Source organism: Flavobacterium sufflavum (assembly GCF_004016525.1).
Taxonomy (GTDB): domain Bacteria; phylum Bacteroidota; class Bacteroidia; order Flavobacteriales; family Flavobacteriaceae; genus Flavobacterium; species Flavobacterium sufflavum.
On the sequence record NZ_SACJ01000014.1, the window covers coordinates 66,372 to 83,581 of the forward strand.

Here is a 17,210-nt window from a genome sequence, read left to right on the forward strand (position 1 = left end):
CAATTTTTATTTATTTTAATTTTTTAAATCGCAACACCGAAAAAGAATAGGCCGGAATTTCTTTATCAGCCACCTCAGACAACGAAATGCTATTAGTCACAGGAAGAAGCTGTTTGTCTTCAGGACGACCACTCAAACAAGTATAAGAAACTTTAGTTTCCAAATTATCTAAAGAACTCAAATCCAGTTTAGTCTTAACTGATACAGGAAGCAAATTAACAATCTTAACTATATAATCTCCAGAAGCTTTATCGTGAACTACAGAAACATTGATACGTTTCTTTACAGCTTCAGATCTATCAGATAAGTCTAATGTAGTAGGAATATAAGTGTCTCCTCCATTTTGCCCAAACATTTTTTGCATATAATAACCCACTGTTGGTTTTACCTCTGTATTATTAAAATAAATCATATCGGGATTCCACTGGGTGAAATTCTCTTTAGCCAATAATGGAGCATATGAAGTCATGGCCACCACATCACCGTTGCGTTCTATATTTGATAAATGTAATGCCTCTGCCAATGCCGACTCTAAGTTAGGACCTCCCTTAGCACGAGCGGCATATTCTCCCAAATATACCTTAGCTTTATTTCTATCGTAGCTATCGTAAAAATCTTGATTATTAATATACCAACCTACAGACTGATACCCATGCTCATCCACCATTGACAAACCCAGTTTGTCTGCTATTTGCCAACCTTCTTCATAATCAGTACCATCCAACATAGGCCCAGTTGTTCCTATTACGGTAATTTGTGGATATTTCTCTTTGATAGCTTTGTAAATCATCGTAAATCGTTCTTCGAATACATCAGTGATCATGTCCTCATTACCCACACCAATGTATTTCAAATTGAATGGTTTTGGATGTCCTGCTTCAGCACGTATCTTACCCCATTTGGTATTTACTCCTCCATTAGCCCATTCGATTAAATCTAAAACTTCTTGCACATATTCACCCATTTGCTCCATTGGTATTCCGCCTTGTTGTCCTCCATGTGAGTTTTGACAAGGTATTCCGGCAGCAACCACAGGTAAAGGGAGTACACCTATATCTTCACAGAACTGAAAATATTCGAAATAGCCCAATCCTACAGTTTGATGATAATTCCAGATGTTTCTTTGTGGTACACGAGCTTCCAATGGCCCAATAGTATTTTTCCATCGATACATATTTTCCAATCCATCTCCATGAGACAAGCAACCTCCCGGAAAACGCATAAATTTTGGTTTTAGGTCGGCAATGGTCTGTGCCAAATCTGATCTCAATCCGTTTTTGCGTCCTTTGAACGTCTTTTGTGGAAACAATGAAATCATATCCATCGCAACCGTTCCCTGAAAACGAGGATGAATCTCTAATTTAGCATCAGCAACCGTTTGAGAAGCTGTTAAAACAATTTCTTGTTTCTTCCAGTTTGTAGAAGTACAATTTAATGTCTTTTCCCCACATACCTTACCGTCTTTATCCACTAAACGAATCAGAACCTGCCCTCCTTTTCCTTCTTGTATTTTAGTGAAGAATGAAAAATTATACTTGTCGCCAGCTTTTAAAGGTATTCCTTCAAAACCTTCATTAACCAAAGTTGCATCAAATCCATCTAATTTTAACTTCACATAATGCTTATTGTTAGGATGTACTGGTGAAATGCTGTCAATTGTCCAAAAAGCCCCTTTTCCTTTCAATTCCCAAGCTTTACTACTATTCCAGTTTTTATCTTTTCCTTCTTTGTCGGTCAAAGAATATTCAAAATCACGATTCTGAATCAATTCTGCATAAAGTCCACCGTCGGCAGCGTAATTTAAATCTTCAAAAAACACCCCAATCAACATATCACTTATAGATTTGCTTTCAGCACTATTTAGGTTCACTTTAGCTTCTAACGGTTTCAAAGAAGCAAAACGAGTAGCATCATCATAAGTAGATTCTCCATTCAATATCCCTTTGTAGGCGACCATTTGTTGTGCTTTCATTAATCCATCAACAACACTCCACTTCACTTTATGTATTGTTCCAGTAGCATTTTCTCCATTGATATTTATAGTGTTACGCAGATTTGCATTTGTTCTCGAAGTAATTTCTTTTACTCCCGAAAAACTTTTAAAATCCTCTGTAGTAACTGAATATATTTTCTCTTTTCCACTTAGTTTACCTATCCATGTTACATCATAACTATTTCCTCTTTTAACCGCCTCAATGGATAGACAATTATCATTCAACAACATCTTATTATATGATTGCCTTTTCCACTTTACTAAATCTTCCGAAGCAACATGTGCCACTATCCCCTCCTTTTCGTTCACTGTCCAGAAGCAATGCCAAATTCCTTGTTCATCTCTCAATAAAAAAGGTTGTATCAGGGTTTTTTCTCTGCCATAATCACTCTTCAGATACCTGTATTCGGATCCAACAGTATGCCATATTTTCTTATCCGTACTCCAAGCAAACATCAAACCGTTAAATCTTTTTCCTTCCTGTTTTGTATAAGCAAATAAATAAACAGAATCCGGTTCTTTAGCCCATACAAATGAACTGAACTGTCCTATCAAAAAAATCAACAAGAACATTAAAATCCTTTTCTTGCTATTCGCTTTTTTATTATCGCTAATTATTAAATCTTTTACTTTTTTCATTTTAAATCGTTGGTTTAACGTTTTTCTCCTTTAAATGATTTTTATGCTTTAAATCCACTACTTGTTATAGAAACATAATATTATTTACCTTCTTTTTTATATCATATTGCCGAGTCTCTGAACGAACAGACCCGGCAATATTGAATTTTGAGCGTAAATACTTAATGAGTAAACCTATAATAGTACTATCCTAAAAATTATTATTTTCCATGATTCTCACCTAACTCAAATTTAGATTGAAATATCTGTGTTATTTGAAGTCTAACTTAAGTTTCCACTTTTCAGCAAGCTTTTCTGCTTCTTCCTTTGTCAAATGAATTACTGCTGCATGTTTTGGAGAAATAAAATTTGTAGTTTTCATCACTCCTTCGTTGAAATGACCAAGGTCTTTGAAGTTTTCAAAATCAGAAGTTTCACTGAAACCAAAATTATGAGGATCAATACCATAGATATCATACATCAACACCCATTTATCTTCACCAATTCGTTTCCATACATTTGGTGCTTCACACGGCTTAGGCTCAGGGTCATACCATCTTGCATCAAATTCATAATCACCATTTATCCTGTTAGAAACTGCCTGCTTAATACCTGGAGTTCCATCATGGGACACATAAAACATTCTATACTTCCCATTCACTTTTGTAATATCAGCGTCAATTGCTGATACATTAGGATCTGCATATTCAAATAATAATTGTGGTCTAGATTCTAATTTATCAAAATCATCATTGATATAGGCATAGTATAACTTATTAGCTTCATTTTGGAAACGCATCGTAAAGTATATCATTAATTTTCCTTTATTTTCATCATAGATAACTTCAGGTGCCCAGGCACAACCAATTTCACTAAATTCTGCAGAAAATTCATTGAGATAAATATTCTTGCGCTTCCAGTTAATCAAATCCCAGGATTTCATTAATACCAAACCTTTATTGTTTCCCCAACCGTATTTTGCTTTGTCACGCTCCCACTCGGTATCGCGAAAACCATCTCTTTTTGCAAGTACGTGAAGATCAGTCATAGCTAAATAAAATGCACCATCAGGACCACGGTAAATGTGTGGATCACGGATTCCTTTTTGACTGGCTATAGTATCACCCGTAATGATTGGTTTACCGTCATTTAATGCTGTAAAACTGTATCCGTCAGGACTTAGAGCCATATACAAACTATGTGTCTCGTCTTTATGAAAAACCATCAAATAAGCACTCATGTCTTTCTCTGTAGGAGTAGCATTTGCATAACGAAAATCTTTGAAGATGCTTTTTCCTTTTCCAAAAGAAATCAAACCTGATCTCAAGGCATAAAATCCTTTGTAATTATTATGATGCATTTTAGAAACATCAATATCCTTGGCTACAACAGTCCATTTAATTCCATCTTTACTCGCTGAGAAAGTACAATTGTTTCCTTTGTTCAATATTTTTAAGAAAAAATGTTTTCCAAATTTATTTGGTATTTTAGTGTTGTGTTCCGCATCTTTATAAACGGTGAAATTTTTACCGTCTGAAACAATCCCTGAAAAAGCTTTCTCATTATAAAACAGAATCAATCCTGCCTGATTGTCTTTATCAAACTGAACCTCAACCTGAGTGACATAAGATTTATCAGTTGGAGTAATCAATAATTTTCGTGCATTATCCGGAGAATCTCCATTTGCTTTTACCGTAAGTGATTTATTTTTTAATGTTAGAGCCTCAGGCGCATACTCTTTCCAAAATGTCCATTGTAAACCTAATTCTGAACCTTTAAAGTCGTCAGACAATTCAAGTCCTTGTTTTGTTGTTTTATTGGTTACAATTGGATTTGCTTTTTTTATAGTACGATACCAGCCATCTGAAGTCCATTCAATAGGCTCAATTAATGTTTGACGACCCAAAGTATGGTAACCATTAGCGTAAGCGTGATACACAATCCACCAATTTCCGTTTACATCATCTATTATTGTACCATGCCCTTTTGACCACCAATTGTCTCTATCACTATAAGTATGCACAATTGGGTTATACGGAGAATTTTCCCAAGGACCTGTTGGATTCTTAGAACGTGCTACAACAACCATATGACTTGTTGCCGGACCTGCTGTTCCTCCCTCAGCTGAAGTCATATAGTAATAGCCATCTTTATAGGTTAATTTAGGAGATTCTAAACACATACATTCTGTTTTCCAACCTTTGGGATATACCCATCCGTCATAAACTGATTTAAGTTCTCCAATAGTACTCAAACCATCATCCGAAAGACGAATCACTTTTCCCTCATTAACATATAAAAAACGTTGTCCATCCTTCCCTACCACATGTCCAGGATCAATCCCAGGAACTTTTAAATCAATTGGTTTACTCCATGGTCCTTTAATATCATTAGCCCAAACTACCCAGTTTGTTTGTGCTGCTGGATAATAAAGATAAAATTTACCGTTATGTTTTACAAGATCAGGTGCCATAGCCGAACCCTCATACTCTGGTATTACACGGGTAATAGGTTCCCAATTAACCAAATCCTGAGAATGCCAAATCAAAAAACCCGGCTTATAATAAAATGGAGAATGTGTCATGTAATAATCCTTTCCATCACGTAAAATCGTTGGATCAGGATAATCCCCAGACAAAATAGCTTTGGGATATTCCTGAGCTATTATTGTTGAAGTACAACAAAATAAAAAAGATAATAAAAGAAAAAGAGATTTAATTTTGGTCATATTTTAGTTAGTTATTTATTAAGAATTCAAAAATATTGGGGTAATCATTAAAACAACCGATACCCTCTTGTAAGACAATCATTTTCAAAAAGTCTTCTTTAACAAAAAACATCTTTTTACTTTGACTCATTAAAATCATGACTTTTTAGCATTAAAAAACATCAAATAGATTTAAATGATTATATTTTTCAGAAGCAAATTATTATTAATGTTAAATATACACTTATTTTAAATGTCTAATAAACAAAATTAGCCAGAACCGTTAATTTTGGAGATAAATTATCATTCATTATTTATAAATCATAGACCAATTACAGCATTAACTCACTAAAAACAAGGCTTTTTTTGTGATACTATATTTTTAAGTAAAAAATAATTTCATTTTACAGATTATCAAGAATAAATAATTAAAAATCATAAATTGATTATTTTGGAAAATTGACCGTACAAATCTTTTCACCAATACATATTTAAAAATTAGCCAGGTTCAAAATTCAATCTGAACCTAGCTTACTTTATTTAGTAGTTTCTATTTAGTAACTGGATTTATTCTTACTTAGATCTATTTTAAAACATTATCTAATGTAATCCAGTGTACATCCAAAAAAACACTTTATTTTACATTAGGAATTGGAGCCCAATAATAGGTATGATTTGTATCATCTGGATGATTGATTAAAGGTACTTCAGATGGATCACGATCAATAAGAGCTTTTGCAACAGTTTCAGTTCTAATAAGATCAAACCATCTTGCTGCAGGTTCTCCTCCTGTAAATTCCCAACCTCTTTCAGCTACAACTGCAGCCTTAAAATCAGTTTGAGACAAGCCAGATGTAAGATTAGCTAAACCAGCTCGAGTTCTTACTTCATTGATTGCTGCATAAGCAGTTGTCTCTGGACTTGCAGACATGGCTTTTGCTTCGGCGTAGGTAAGTAATACTTCAGCATAGCGTATAACAGGAACAGTCATACTTCCCCACCAATTTGCAGCTGTGTGAGTTGTTTTATTGTAACTATCATCAAAACGGTATTTCAAAAAATAAGGATGTTTACGCAAATTTTTAGTGTAATCTCCAGGAGTATTAGGATTTCCATTTAAAAAATACACTTTTTGATAGGTTGCATCTTTTCTAGGTCCTGAAGGAAACTTATTGTAAAAGGCAATTTCTCCATACCCATCACTCCAACCACCTTCATCTTCAGGAGCATAAGAATTTGGACCGGTCATACTACCATTTTCAAAATTAAAAACAGGTAAATTATTATTGTAATAACATCCGTAAACGGTCTCATGATTATACTTATTTTGTATATCAAACAAGTCAGCACTATTAGTTTCTAATTTATAGCCCCATGTTCCTTTATTATCAATAACTTCTTTAGCTTTTGCAGCAGCCAATGCATATTTATCGGTTTGTTTAAGTGGCCATCCCGCCATTGTAAGATAAACATTTGCTAACAATGCTTTAGCCGATCCACTGGTAGGATAAATATCAACACCGTTTTGAACTCTAACACCACTCCAATGTGCAGGTAACATAATCTCTGCCTTTTTTAAATCTTCAACAATCAAGGCATAAACATCAGTAGGTTGAGAATTTGGTAAATCAGTATACACTTTTGATTCAGTTGGCAGAGGCACTGCACCCCAAACTCTGGTCAAAAAGAAATAACTAAGTGCGCGACTAAAATAAGCATATCCGGCAGTATTGTTTCTTTCAACTTCACTAGCTTGTACTGCATTTTGATAATTTGCAATCAAGGCATTAGCCGATTTAATAGTGGCATAGAAATTATTCCACCATGCAGTCATCCTGTCATTAGATGATGTAGCATTAAAGGTGTCGAAGTCTGAAAAATTAAATTTATTACCTGCTCTTTGAACAGAGAAATCATCTGCACCATAACAAGTTGCAATACCAGATGACGTATTAAATGCACCATTAATCTTAAGACTCAATGCAATAGTTGCCATATCCAGGTCACTACTTGTTTTGTAAAAATTCAAAGGGGTAATACTCCCCTTTGGAGTTTCGTCTAAATAACTGTTGTCACAGGATGAAAAACCAATCATCACTACGATTAAATATATATATAGTTTCATTTTTTTAGTTTTAATTAAGTTGAATTTTCTACAATCCAATGTTTAGTGATAAAGTGACTGTTTTTGGAGATGGATATGCTCCCAAATCGATTCCCGCATCGGCATCACTACTTGATGAAGTTGAAGATGCTTCAGGATCAAATCCTTTGTATTTAGTAAAAGTCAAAAAGTTTTGTGCACTAATTGATATTTTAGCTGATGATACATTAACCACACTTTTTGGTATAGAATATGACAAACTAATATTTTTAACTCTTACATAGCTTGCATCTTGAAGAAAACGAGTTGATTCAATAATATTTCTATTTGTGGTACTTCCCGGATTAGCCCAAACTGCATTTGTATTTTGAGGTGTCCAATAATTAGATACTTCGTTCAAAGTAGGATAAGCAACATCTGATGTTGGTACTGCAGTTGCAGCATAGGTAGCATTAAACATTTTGTTTCCATGTGCTCCTTGAATAAATATATTCAATTCGAAATTTTTATAACTAAAGTTGTTAGTAAATCCCCATTGATATTTAGGTGTTGCCGAACCTGAAATCACTTTATCCTCATCTCCAATTGAATTATTTCCACTTACATCAGTATAACGGTTATCCCCAGCTTTGAAACCAAGTGTAGGATCGTCATTTTTATAAATACCAGTCCATGGTATTAGGTAAAATGAACCTAAAGGTTCCCCTTTTTTAATAGCTTGAATCGGACTTGAAATTAAACCATTAATTGGTCCTCTCAATACTATAGACTCATCACCTAAACTCATTACTTTATTTTGATTGGTCGAAAAGTTACCACCTAATGACCATTTGAAATTTTCAGATTGAATAGCATCAAAATCAACAGCCATTTCAAAACCTCTATTATTTACTTTTCCTACGTTTTTCAAGAATGTACCACCACCACTGTAATTTGGGATATTGGTAAATAACAACAAATCGCGAGTATCTTTATTATAATAATCAGCAGTAAAATTTAATCGGTTATTTAATAAACTAACATCAATACCCACATCTACTTGACTCGTTGTTTCCCATTTTACATCCGGAGTTGCGGGATTACCTATGGAATACCCTAAATATCCAGTAGGCGTACCATATGAATAGGTAAAAGGATTAAGTAATCCAAGAGTACTATATGGAGGTACAGATTGATTTCCTGTAATTCCCCATCCCGCTCTTAGTTTTAGAGTTGAAAAAACATCCATATCTTTTATAAATGACTCTTCAGAAAGCTTCCATCCTAAACCAACGGATGGAAAATTACTCCATTTATTTTTTCCTTGAAATTTAGAAGAACCATCTCTTCTCATCGTTGCAGTTAAAAGATATTTACTATCATAGGCATATTCCAAACGTCCCATATAAGATAGTATGCCCCAATTTGTATAATTAGAAGAAATACCCTGGCTAGCATTTAATGATAGATTATCATATCCATTGATAGTAGATGACAGACCAGAACCGCTGGCACCAAATCCAGAAGTTTTATTTGAAGTATTCTCATAAACAGCTGTAACTGTTAGGTCATGAACAGTATTAAATGTTTTATGAAACGTAAGTATATCACTATTTTGAAAAGTATAAGCTTCTCTATAGCTTTGACCCGATCCCATATTACCAGGGCTAATCCATTGATTGTTCAAGAATGCACCTTTAGAAATTTTCATATCTAAACCTGTATTGACTGTAAAAGTCAACCAATCGGTAATTTTGTATTTTAATTTACCATTAAAAATACCCACATTTGAAAAATCATTACTATTTCTTTCTTTAAGTATCATATAAGGATTTTGCCAAATTGGGGATACCGCTCTAACATTATATAAACCATTGGCATCATCATCATATATTGGTTCTGTTGGAGCCCAAGTCATTCCTGACATCACGGGATTCCCTTTATCTCCAATATCAGTATTGTTTTTAGAATTAATTCTGCTAACAAACATTCCAAGATCTAAATTGAAACGCTCACTCAATTTTATTCCTAAATTAGAACGAAGTCCAAATTTATTTTGATTTGAATTTAAAAGTAAACCTTCTTGATCTGTGTAAAATCCAGAAATAAAGTACTTAGTATTGTCGGTTCCTCCGGATACTGTAACTTGATGGTTTTGTGTTACTGCATTAGCAAAAATCTTATTTTGCATATCAGTTGTTTTATTTGCAAATGAATCAGGATTTGGAAATACAGTAGTACCTGCAGCAACATTGGCTACTTTAGCATAAGTTACTGCATCCATCAAATCATATTTCTTCATAGGGCTGTTAAAACTAACAAAAGAAGAATATTGAATTTTTGTTTTTCCGGTTTTTCCAGATTTAGTAGTAATTAATATTACACCATTAGCCCCTCTTGATCCGTAAATAGCTGTCCCTGAAGCATCCTTTAAAATTTCCATGGAACTAATATCATTTATATTAACATCCTGAAAACCGGAACTACTTAAAGCAATACCATCTACAACATATAAAGGTTCATTCCCTGCATTAACAGAATTTGCACCTCTAATACGGACTTTTATACCTCCTCCAGGAGCACCCGAATTATTGTTTACAGCCACACCGGCAACACGACCTTGTATAGCAGCTGCAGAATTTAGAACAGGTTGGTCTTTATAACTATCCGAAGACAATGTTGTCACAGCTCCAGTTAAGTCTTTACGTTTTTTGGATCCGTAACCAACTACCACCACATCTTCTAATTTACTTGTTTCTTGTAGCAGGACAATTTTTAAGTTTTCCGATTTAGAAACTTTTACTTCTTGGGTGGCAAAACCGATATAAGAAATGACTAATGTACTTTCGCTATCTGCGGTTTTTAATTCAAAATTACCGTCAAAATCTGTAGTCGTTGCTTTTTTTGTGTTTTTAACAAGTATTGTAACTCCAGGTAAAGGAGCTCCTTTTTCGTCAGTAATTTTACCTTTAATTATATTTTGCTGTATCGACAAATTAGTTGATTCTTTTGCCTTTTCAACTTTAGGAATTAAAGAAATTGTTTTTCCTTCAATAATCCATGTAATTGAAGTTTCTGCAAAAGCTTGTTCCAGCACCTTCTCAATCGGGGCACTTACAACATTAATAGAAATTGGCTTAACATTTTTTAAGATAGCCATGTCATAGAAAAAAACATAATTAGTTTGACTTTTCATGACCGATATTACTTTCTTAAACGGAACATTCTTTCCTGAGAAAGTAATCGTTTGTGAGGACACTGCTGCTGAAACTTGGAAAGTCAGCGCGATAACTAATATGGATGTTAATTTCATAACTTTCCAGGCGTTAGTAGTTAGCCAATGATTTTTCGGCTTGGTTTTTGGTAATAATTTCATACTTTTGGTAATGGTTTTTGGTTAATAATAAATTCTCCTTGCTTGGTTTATCTATCTGTTTTCCATAACTGTTCCTTTTTATTTTAGGAACAAGCCAGCAATGCTTCCAACATCTGCTGGCTTTTTTTATTAATAACAAATACATATTTTATAAAAAAGGGTTTCCCCGTTCTAATCTAATTATGGCATCACTCTTAAAACATTTCCATCGATTTTAAAATGTACCTTATTCTTTTCTAAAATTTTTAATACTTGTGATAACTGTAAATTCCTTTGTATTTCTCCTTCAAATGTTCTTTCAGGTATTCCTTTTTCAAATACAACATCCACGTCATACCAGCGACTTAGTTGTCGTAAAACCATTTGAAGACTGGCATTCTCAAAATAGAATACGCCATTTTTCCATCCCATTACTTCTTCTAAATTTACATTATCATTTACGACAATAGCACCTAGTTTTTGTTTTTGTGCTTGCTGCCCAGGTTTCAATAGTACTTTTTTGCCTTTCTCAGTTAATAACACACTTCCTTCTAAAAGGGTGGTATTTACGGTAGCTTCATCATCATACGCATTTACATTAAAATGAGTTCCTAATACGTTTACCTGCATATCATTTACTGAAACCCTAAAAGGTCTCTTTTTGTCTTTGGCTACTTCAAAATAAGCTTCTCCAGTTAGGGTTACTTTTCTTTCGTTTGCCGCAAAAGAAGTTGGAAAAGTAATTGACGAAGATGCATTAAGCCATACTTTCGTACCATCTGATAATTCCAGGTTATACTGTCGTGCTCTGGGAGTGGTCATCGTATTGTATACTACTTGAGTACCACTACCTGCCTTATATACAACACCACCATTTTTTTTTAAAACAGCCGTATTATTTTGATTGGCTAACAATCCATTCCCTGCGCTATCCAAAACAATTTTGGAACCATCAGAAAGCGTTAGTATCGCTCCCGTTTTTCCAGGCTCTTTATCATTACTTTCTTTTGAAGCTACCATCACAGGAGATTGATCTCTTTTTTGAAAAAGAGCAAAAGTTCCAATACCAATGGCTACTAAAACACTTGCAGCTACCGCTATTTTTCTCCAGTTAAATAACCTTATAACAGACGACTCTTTTGTTTTTGAAGAAGCATCCATTTTCTTCCTAAGTTCTTCGATAAACTTTTTAGTTACATCAGGACTAACGGTAGGAATTTCTACAGAGTCATAATTTTCTCGAAGAATCGCATTCAGTTCCTCCGAATATTGGGGATTATCCAACATCGAGAGTAGCATTGTTTTACCTTCAGAAGTAATCTCTCCTGAAATAAACTGCTCCATAAGTTCATTAAATACTTCTTTCTGATACATAATATAAGGTTTTGGGGCGACCTAATTCAGGTCTCTAAATATAAAGACGCGATTAGATTACCAAAGTGGCAATGAAAAATGAAAAAATTATGAAAAAAATTTTAACCCTAAAGAAATTAGCGTTAATAAATTGATATTATAATGCTTATGAAGGTAATTTCTAAGAAAATTTAAAGCCTGTACCAAGTGCCAACGAACAGTTCTTGTCGCAATACCCAATTCTTTACTAATATAATCGGCATCCCTACCTTCCATGCGGCTTAACAGGAAAACAGAGCGTCTGGGTTCTTGCAAAAGCGCAGCCCCTTCATTTATAATTTTGACCAATTCCTGAAACTCATATTGCTCGTCTGGTTTTAAAAATAGCTCTTGTAACTTTTCTCCTTTTAGCGAATCCGTTTCTATTAATTTTTTCCGTATATGGCTAATAATTAAATTGCGACTCGCAATAAAAAGGTAGTTTTCAAAACTGTTTACTTCAGATAGTTTTTTTCGTTTTTCCCAAATCTGAATAAAAACATCTTGTGTTAATTCCTCGGCAACCGGATATGATTTCACAAAACTGAGAGCATGTTGAAGCACCTTTTGCCAATATTTTTCAACTAGCAAAGTATAAGACGATTCATCGCCTGCCGAAATACTCAATAAAAGAGCAGATTCATTTAAAGATATCGAATTAGAGTTCATATTATATGATCGGCAATTAGTTTTAATGCAATACGATTAGAGCAAACATAGCTAAAATAAATAAAAGTATAGAAGTTAAGAATGGGATTTGTTAAATCATTCGTATAATTGATTTCTTTTATCTTTATTAAAAATTCCATCCTAAGTCTATCCTTTAAATAAAAAATAAACTTCGGATTGATAAAATTGAAAGTATGATTTTTATATCTATTATTTCTCTTCCTGACTTTGCTCCACAAATTGGGTTGGTGTCATTCCGAAAAGTTCTTTGAAGGTTTTGGTAAAATAAGCAGAAGAATTAAAACCGCACATATGTGTTAATTCTTTAACCGAATATTTTTGGGTCAACAATAATTCGGATGCATATTTTAAACGAATGGTTCGGATAAAATTACTCGGATTTTGTCCTGTGATTGAACTGATTTTTCTATAAAACTGAGATCGGCCAATTCCTAATGATTTTATGATATCTTCTAAACTAAAATCAGGATCGGAGATATTATCCATCACAATTTTAGTTGTTTTATCTAAAAATGCTTCATCAATAGAATTGGTCGTTATTTCGCTCGAAGGCAGAATCGTTCCTATAGAAGCAAATCTTTCCTTAGCTCTTTTTCGGGCTTCCAAAAGATTTTTAATTCTAGCTTTTAAAACATTAATATTAAATGGTTTTGATAAATATTCATCGGCTCCTGTATCATAACCCTCAATTCGATCTTCTTCCAAACTTCTTGCTGTCAACAAAATAATAGGAATATGACTGGTTTCAATATCATTTTTAGCCTGGCGACACATTTCAAAACCATCCATTTCAGGCATCATCACATCACTGATAACAATATCAGGATAATATTTCTTAATCATTTTTAACCCCAGAAGTCCATTAGCAGCCTCTTTAACCTGAAACTGATAACTCAATTCACTTTTTAAATGATTACGCAATTCTTTATTGTCCTCAACAATAAGCACAACAGGACGATTACTTTTATCAGTAGTAACCGCTTCATCATCTACATCTTCATTAGATATCGCAATTTCATATTCGGCAGAAGTGATAGAAACCTTATCAATTTTATAATTACCGGATTCGTATAAATCAGATTGATTTTTCTCTACAGGAAGATCAGCCGGTAATCGCACAATAAAAGTAGAACCAACCTGATATTCACTTTCAACCAGAATTTCTCCTTGATGCAACTCGACCAAACTTTTAATAAAATTCAGTCCAATTCCAGTTCCTGATTTAGAACTATCAGCGTGAAAAAAGCGTTGAAAAACCTCATTTAGTTGTTCTTTCTTTAATCCTATACCTGTGTCTGCTACTTTGATTTCAACATCTCTTTCTACTGTTTTTCTTTTAAAAAACCTCAAATAAGTATACTCCTTCTCAAGCATTACTTCATTTATAGACAAAGTTACTTCGCCACCTTTATCTGTAAATTTAAGTGCATTAGAAAGTAAATTAGTCAATATCTTTTCGATTTTATCAGGATCAAACATGCCATACAATTGTTTTTTAGGCGCATTAAAAACAAAATCTATTCCTTTGGCTTTCGCCAAATCTTCAAACAACAGAAAAATATCTTTACTGAATTTCACGATATTCATTCGGGAAATTTCCAAAGGTTTTTTACCCAAATCCATTTTTCTTAAATCCAGTAATTGGTTAACAAGATGCAAAAGTCTACGACTACTTCTTTGGATAATCAATGCCGATTTCTTGACTTCTTCAGGATCGTTAAACGAAGACAAAATTTTATCAACGGGATTTAGAATTAATGTCAAAGGCGTTCTAAATTCGTGAGAAACGTTGATAAAGAAGTTTAATTTCATTTGGTCCAACTCCTGTTCTTTTTCTTCCCTAACCTTTTTAGTATAAAAATAAATCGAATAGGACAGAATAAAAGCAAAAGCCAAAAGATAAAAAGTATAGGCCCACCAGGTTTTCCATGGCGGCGATTGTACTTTAATTAAAATAGACGTTTTTCTTGCCTGATCCCATTGTCCATCTACCGAGGCAATAACTTCAAACGTATAAGTACCTGGTTCCAAATTAGAATAATTAGCTACCCTGCTAATATCGGCATTGATGAAATTTTCATCCAGCCCATCCATTCTATAAGCATACTTTACCCTTTCCGGATTTTGATAATGCAGGGCTACAAAACCAAATGAAATATAACCTTCATCATACCTTAAATTAATTTCTTTAGTCGCTGCAATAGATTGGTTCAACAAAATCCTTCCATTGATGGTATCTCCGGCATCAATCTTTTTATTAAACAATCGAATTTCTGAAATAACCGGAGAAACAATACCCGATTTAAGAGAAATATCTTTTGGATTAAAAATATTGAATCCATTAATTCCGCCCACAATAATACGCCCATCATGTGTTTTAGCAATAGACTTACTCTGAAACTCAGTCCCTTGTAATCCGTCGTGCAGATTAAAATTTTTAAAGGTTCTCGTTTTAGGATTCAGTAAAGACAATCCACTCTTAGTACTGATCCACAAATTATGATTATTATCTTCCTGAATCCCTACCACCAAATTATTTGGAAGTCCATTCAATGACGAATAAGAATGTTTCAATTTCAAGTTAGCATCCAGCTCATACAGGCCAATATCAGTTCCAAGCCATATATTCCTTCTATAATCTTCGATAATATAATTGACCCTGTTTCCTTGAATATTTTTTATTTTAATCTCCGAAAAGTTTATTTTTTTCGGAATCGTCATCTTAACCGCATTAAGAGAAGTAACACACAAACCTTGGGAAGTTCCTACAAACAAGCGATTTTTAGAATCAATAAAAAGTGAAAAAACAAAATTACTAATCAAACTGTGAGCATCACCCGGAATATTCTTGTACTGATAAAACTTTTCGTTAACGGGATCAAACAAATTTAAACCTGCCGTAGATGTTCCTAACCACAATCGGTTTTTGGTATCTTTTTCGGCACACCAAACTGTGTTTTGTCCAATAGAAAAAGGATCATTCTTATTGAATTTATACGATTTAACAATTCCCTCATCAGTATAAAACTTATTCAAACCTCCATCCCAGGTACAAACCCACAAAACATTATTATCCCCTTCTAAGAGATACACAATTTTGTCCGAACTTAAGGAATTAGGATTGCCCGGATTGGCTCTAAAATGTTTGAAAGTCGCTGTTTTTTCATCAAAAAGATTCAATCCTCCCCCATCAGTTCCTATCCAAATTCTTTTTTTACTATCCTGTAATACCGATTGGGCTATTTTAGCACTCAAACCTGTTCCGTTTCCCGGCTGGTAAAAATAATGTCCAAAAGAAGCTTTAGCAACAGCCAATTTACTTACCCCTGCATTATAAGATGCAATCCAAAAAATACCATTATTATCTTCTAAGACTTTAGAAGGCTGGTTGTTTGACAACGAAAAAGGATCGCTTGGATTTTGTTTCAAATGTTGTAACAATCCTTTCTTTTTATCCAGCAAATAAATTCCGTCTCCATCGGTAGCTACCCATATCACTCCTTTTCTATCCTGATAAAGATCGAAAATAGGAATGCTTTTAGCTACAGGAGCTATTTTCTTAAATTTATTTTGGTATCTATTATATAAAAAGAGATGTGACAAATCGTTACCAATCCAAAAATCACCATCCTTGTCAATCAGGAATTGTTTCGGTAAATGATTCAGATATTGATTGTTTTCAAAGTCAATTGAAAATCGGGTAAAATTATTCGTCTTATAATTATAACGATTCAGATTATTGGATTTTGTTCCTATCCAAATATTTCCTTGAAGGTCTTTTAAAACATTAGTAACATCATTGTTATCTATAGTATTTTTATTTTTTGCATTATGCGTGTATTGAACAAATTTTAATTTAGAATAATTGGAATCTATATTATTATCCAAAGACAATTTGATTAACCCATTTTTAGAAGCAACCCATAATGAATTTGTTTTTTTGTCAAATAACAATCCATTAATTACTTCTCTAAAAGTACCATCGGCTGACTTGGTCTGATACAAATTAATTTTATAGAATTTATCCGTGCTTTTATCAAAAACATTCAATCCATTATCGGTTCCTACCCATAAATTCCCCTTACTATCTTCAGTAATAGCGTTTATTCTATTGTTGCTTATAGAGTATGGATTATTTAGGATTGTTCGATAAACTTGAAATTCATAACCATTATACTTATTTAAACCGTCAATAGTTCCCAGCCATACAAAACCTTCCCTATCCTGAAAAATATCCAAACAAGTACTGCTTGAAAGCCCTTTTGAGGTATCAAAATTCTCGAATTTTAAATTTGAATACTGAGCTTGAACATAACAAGTAAACAATACAAATAAGAACCCAATTTTATTTTTTATTTTCATTCTATTTTTT

At 33.5% G+C, this 17,210-nt stretch carries 7 protein-coding genes; all 7 read right to left on the minus strand.

Annotated features, from left to right (window positions below):
* Nucleotides 1–10: 10 nt before the first annotated feature.
* Nucleotides 11–2,632: an alpha-L-arabinofuranosidase C-terminal domain-containing protein gene (locus tag EOD40_RS16390; protein WP_231129651.1), complete on the minus strand. Its 2,622-nt coding sequence runs from the start codon at nucleotides 2,630–2,632 to the stop codon at nucleotides 11–13.
* Between the two features lie 250 nt (nucleotides 2,633–2,882).
* A complete protein-coding gene (locus tag EOD40_RS16395; RefSeq protein WP_128197373.1) occupies nucleotides 2,883–5,339 on the minus strand; it encodes a family 43 glycosylhydrolase in 2,457 nt (818 codons plus the stop codon).
* Between the two features lie 613 nt (nucleotides 5,340–5,952).
* Nucleotides 5,953–7,443, minus strand: coding sequence for a RagB/SusD family nutrient uptake outer membrane protein (locus EOD40_RS16400; RefSeq protein ID WP_128197376.1), 1,491 nt, complete (start codon nucleotides 7,441–7,443; stop codon nucleotides 5,953–5,955).
* A gap of 28 nt (nucleotides 7,444–7,471) precedes the next feature.
* Nucleotides 7,472–10,777: a TonB-dependent receptor gene (locus EOD40_RS16405; protein WP_128197378.1), complete on the minus strand. Its 3,306-nt coding sequence runs from the start codon at nucleotides 10,775–10,777 to the stop codon at nucleotides 7,472–7,474.
* Nucleotides 10,778–10,957: 180 nt separating this feature from the next.
* Nucleotides 10,958–12,130 carry a FecR family protein gene (locus EOD40_RS16410; protein WP_128197379.1) on the minus strand — a complete coding sequence of 391 codons (1,173 nt, stop codon included), beginning with the start codon at nucleotides 12,128–12,130 and terminating at the stop codon, nucleotides 10,958–10,960.
* An 87-nt stretch (nucleotides 12,131–12,217) separates the two neighbouring features.
* Nucleotides 12,218–12,817: an RNA polymerase sigma factor gene (locus tag EOD40_RS16415; protein WP_128197381.1), complete on the minus strand. Its 600-nt coding sequence runs from the start codon at nucleotides 12,815–12,817 to the stop codon at nucleotides 12,218–12,220.
* 210 nt (nucleotides 12,818–13,027) lie between these two features.
* On the minus strand, nucleotides 13,028–17,200 hold the full coding sequence (locus EOD40_RS16420) for a hybrid sensor histidine kinase/response regulator transcription factor (protein WP_128197383.1): 4,173 nt from the start codon (nucleotides 17,198–17,200) through the stop codon (nucleotides 13,028–13,030).
* Nucleotides 17,201–17,210 lie beyond the last annotated feature (10 nt).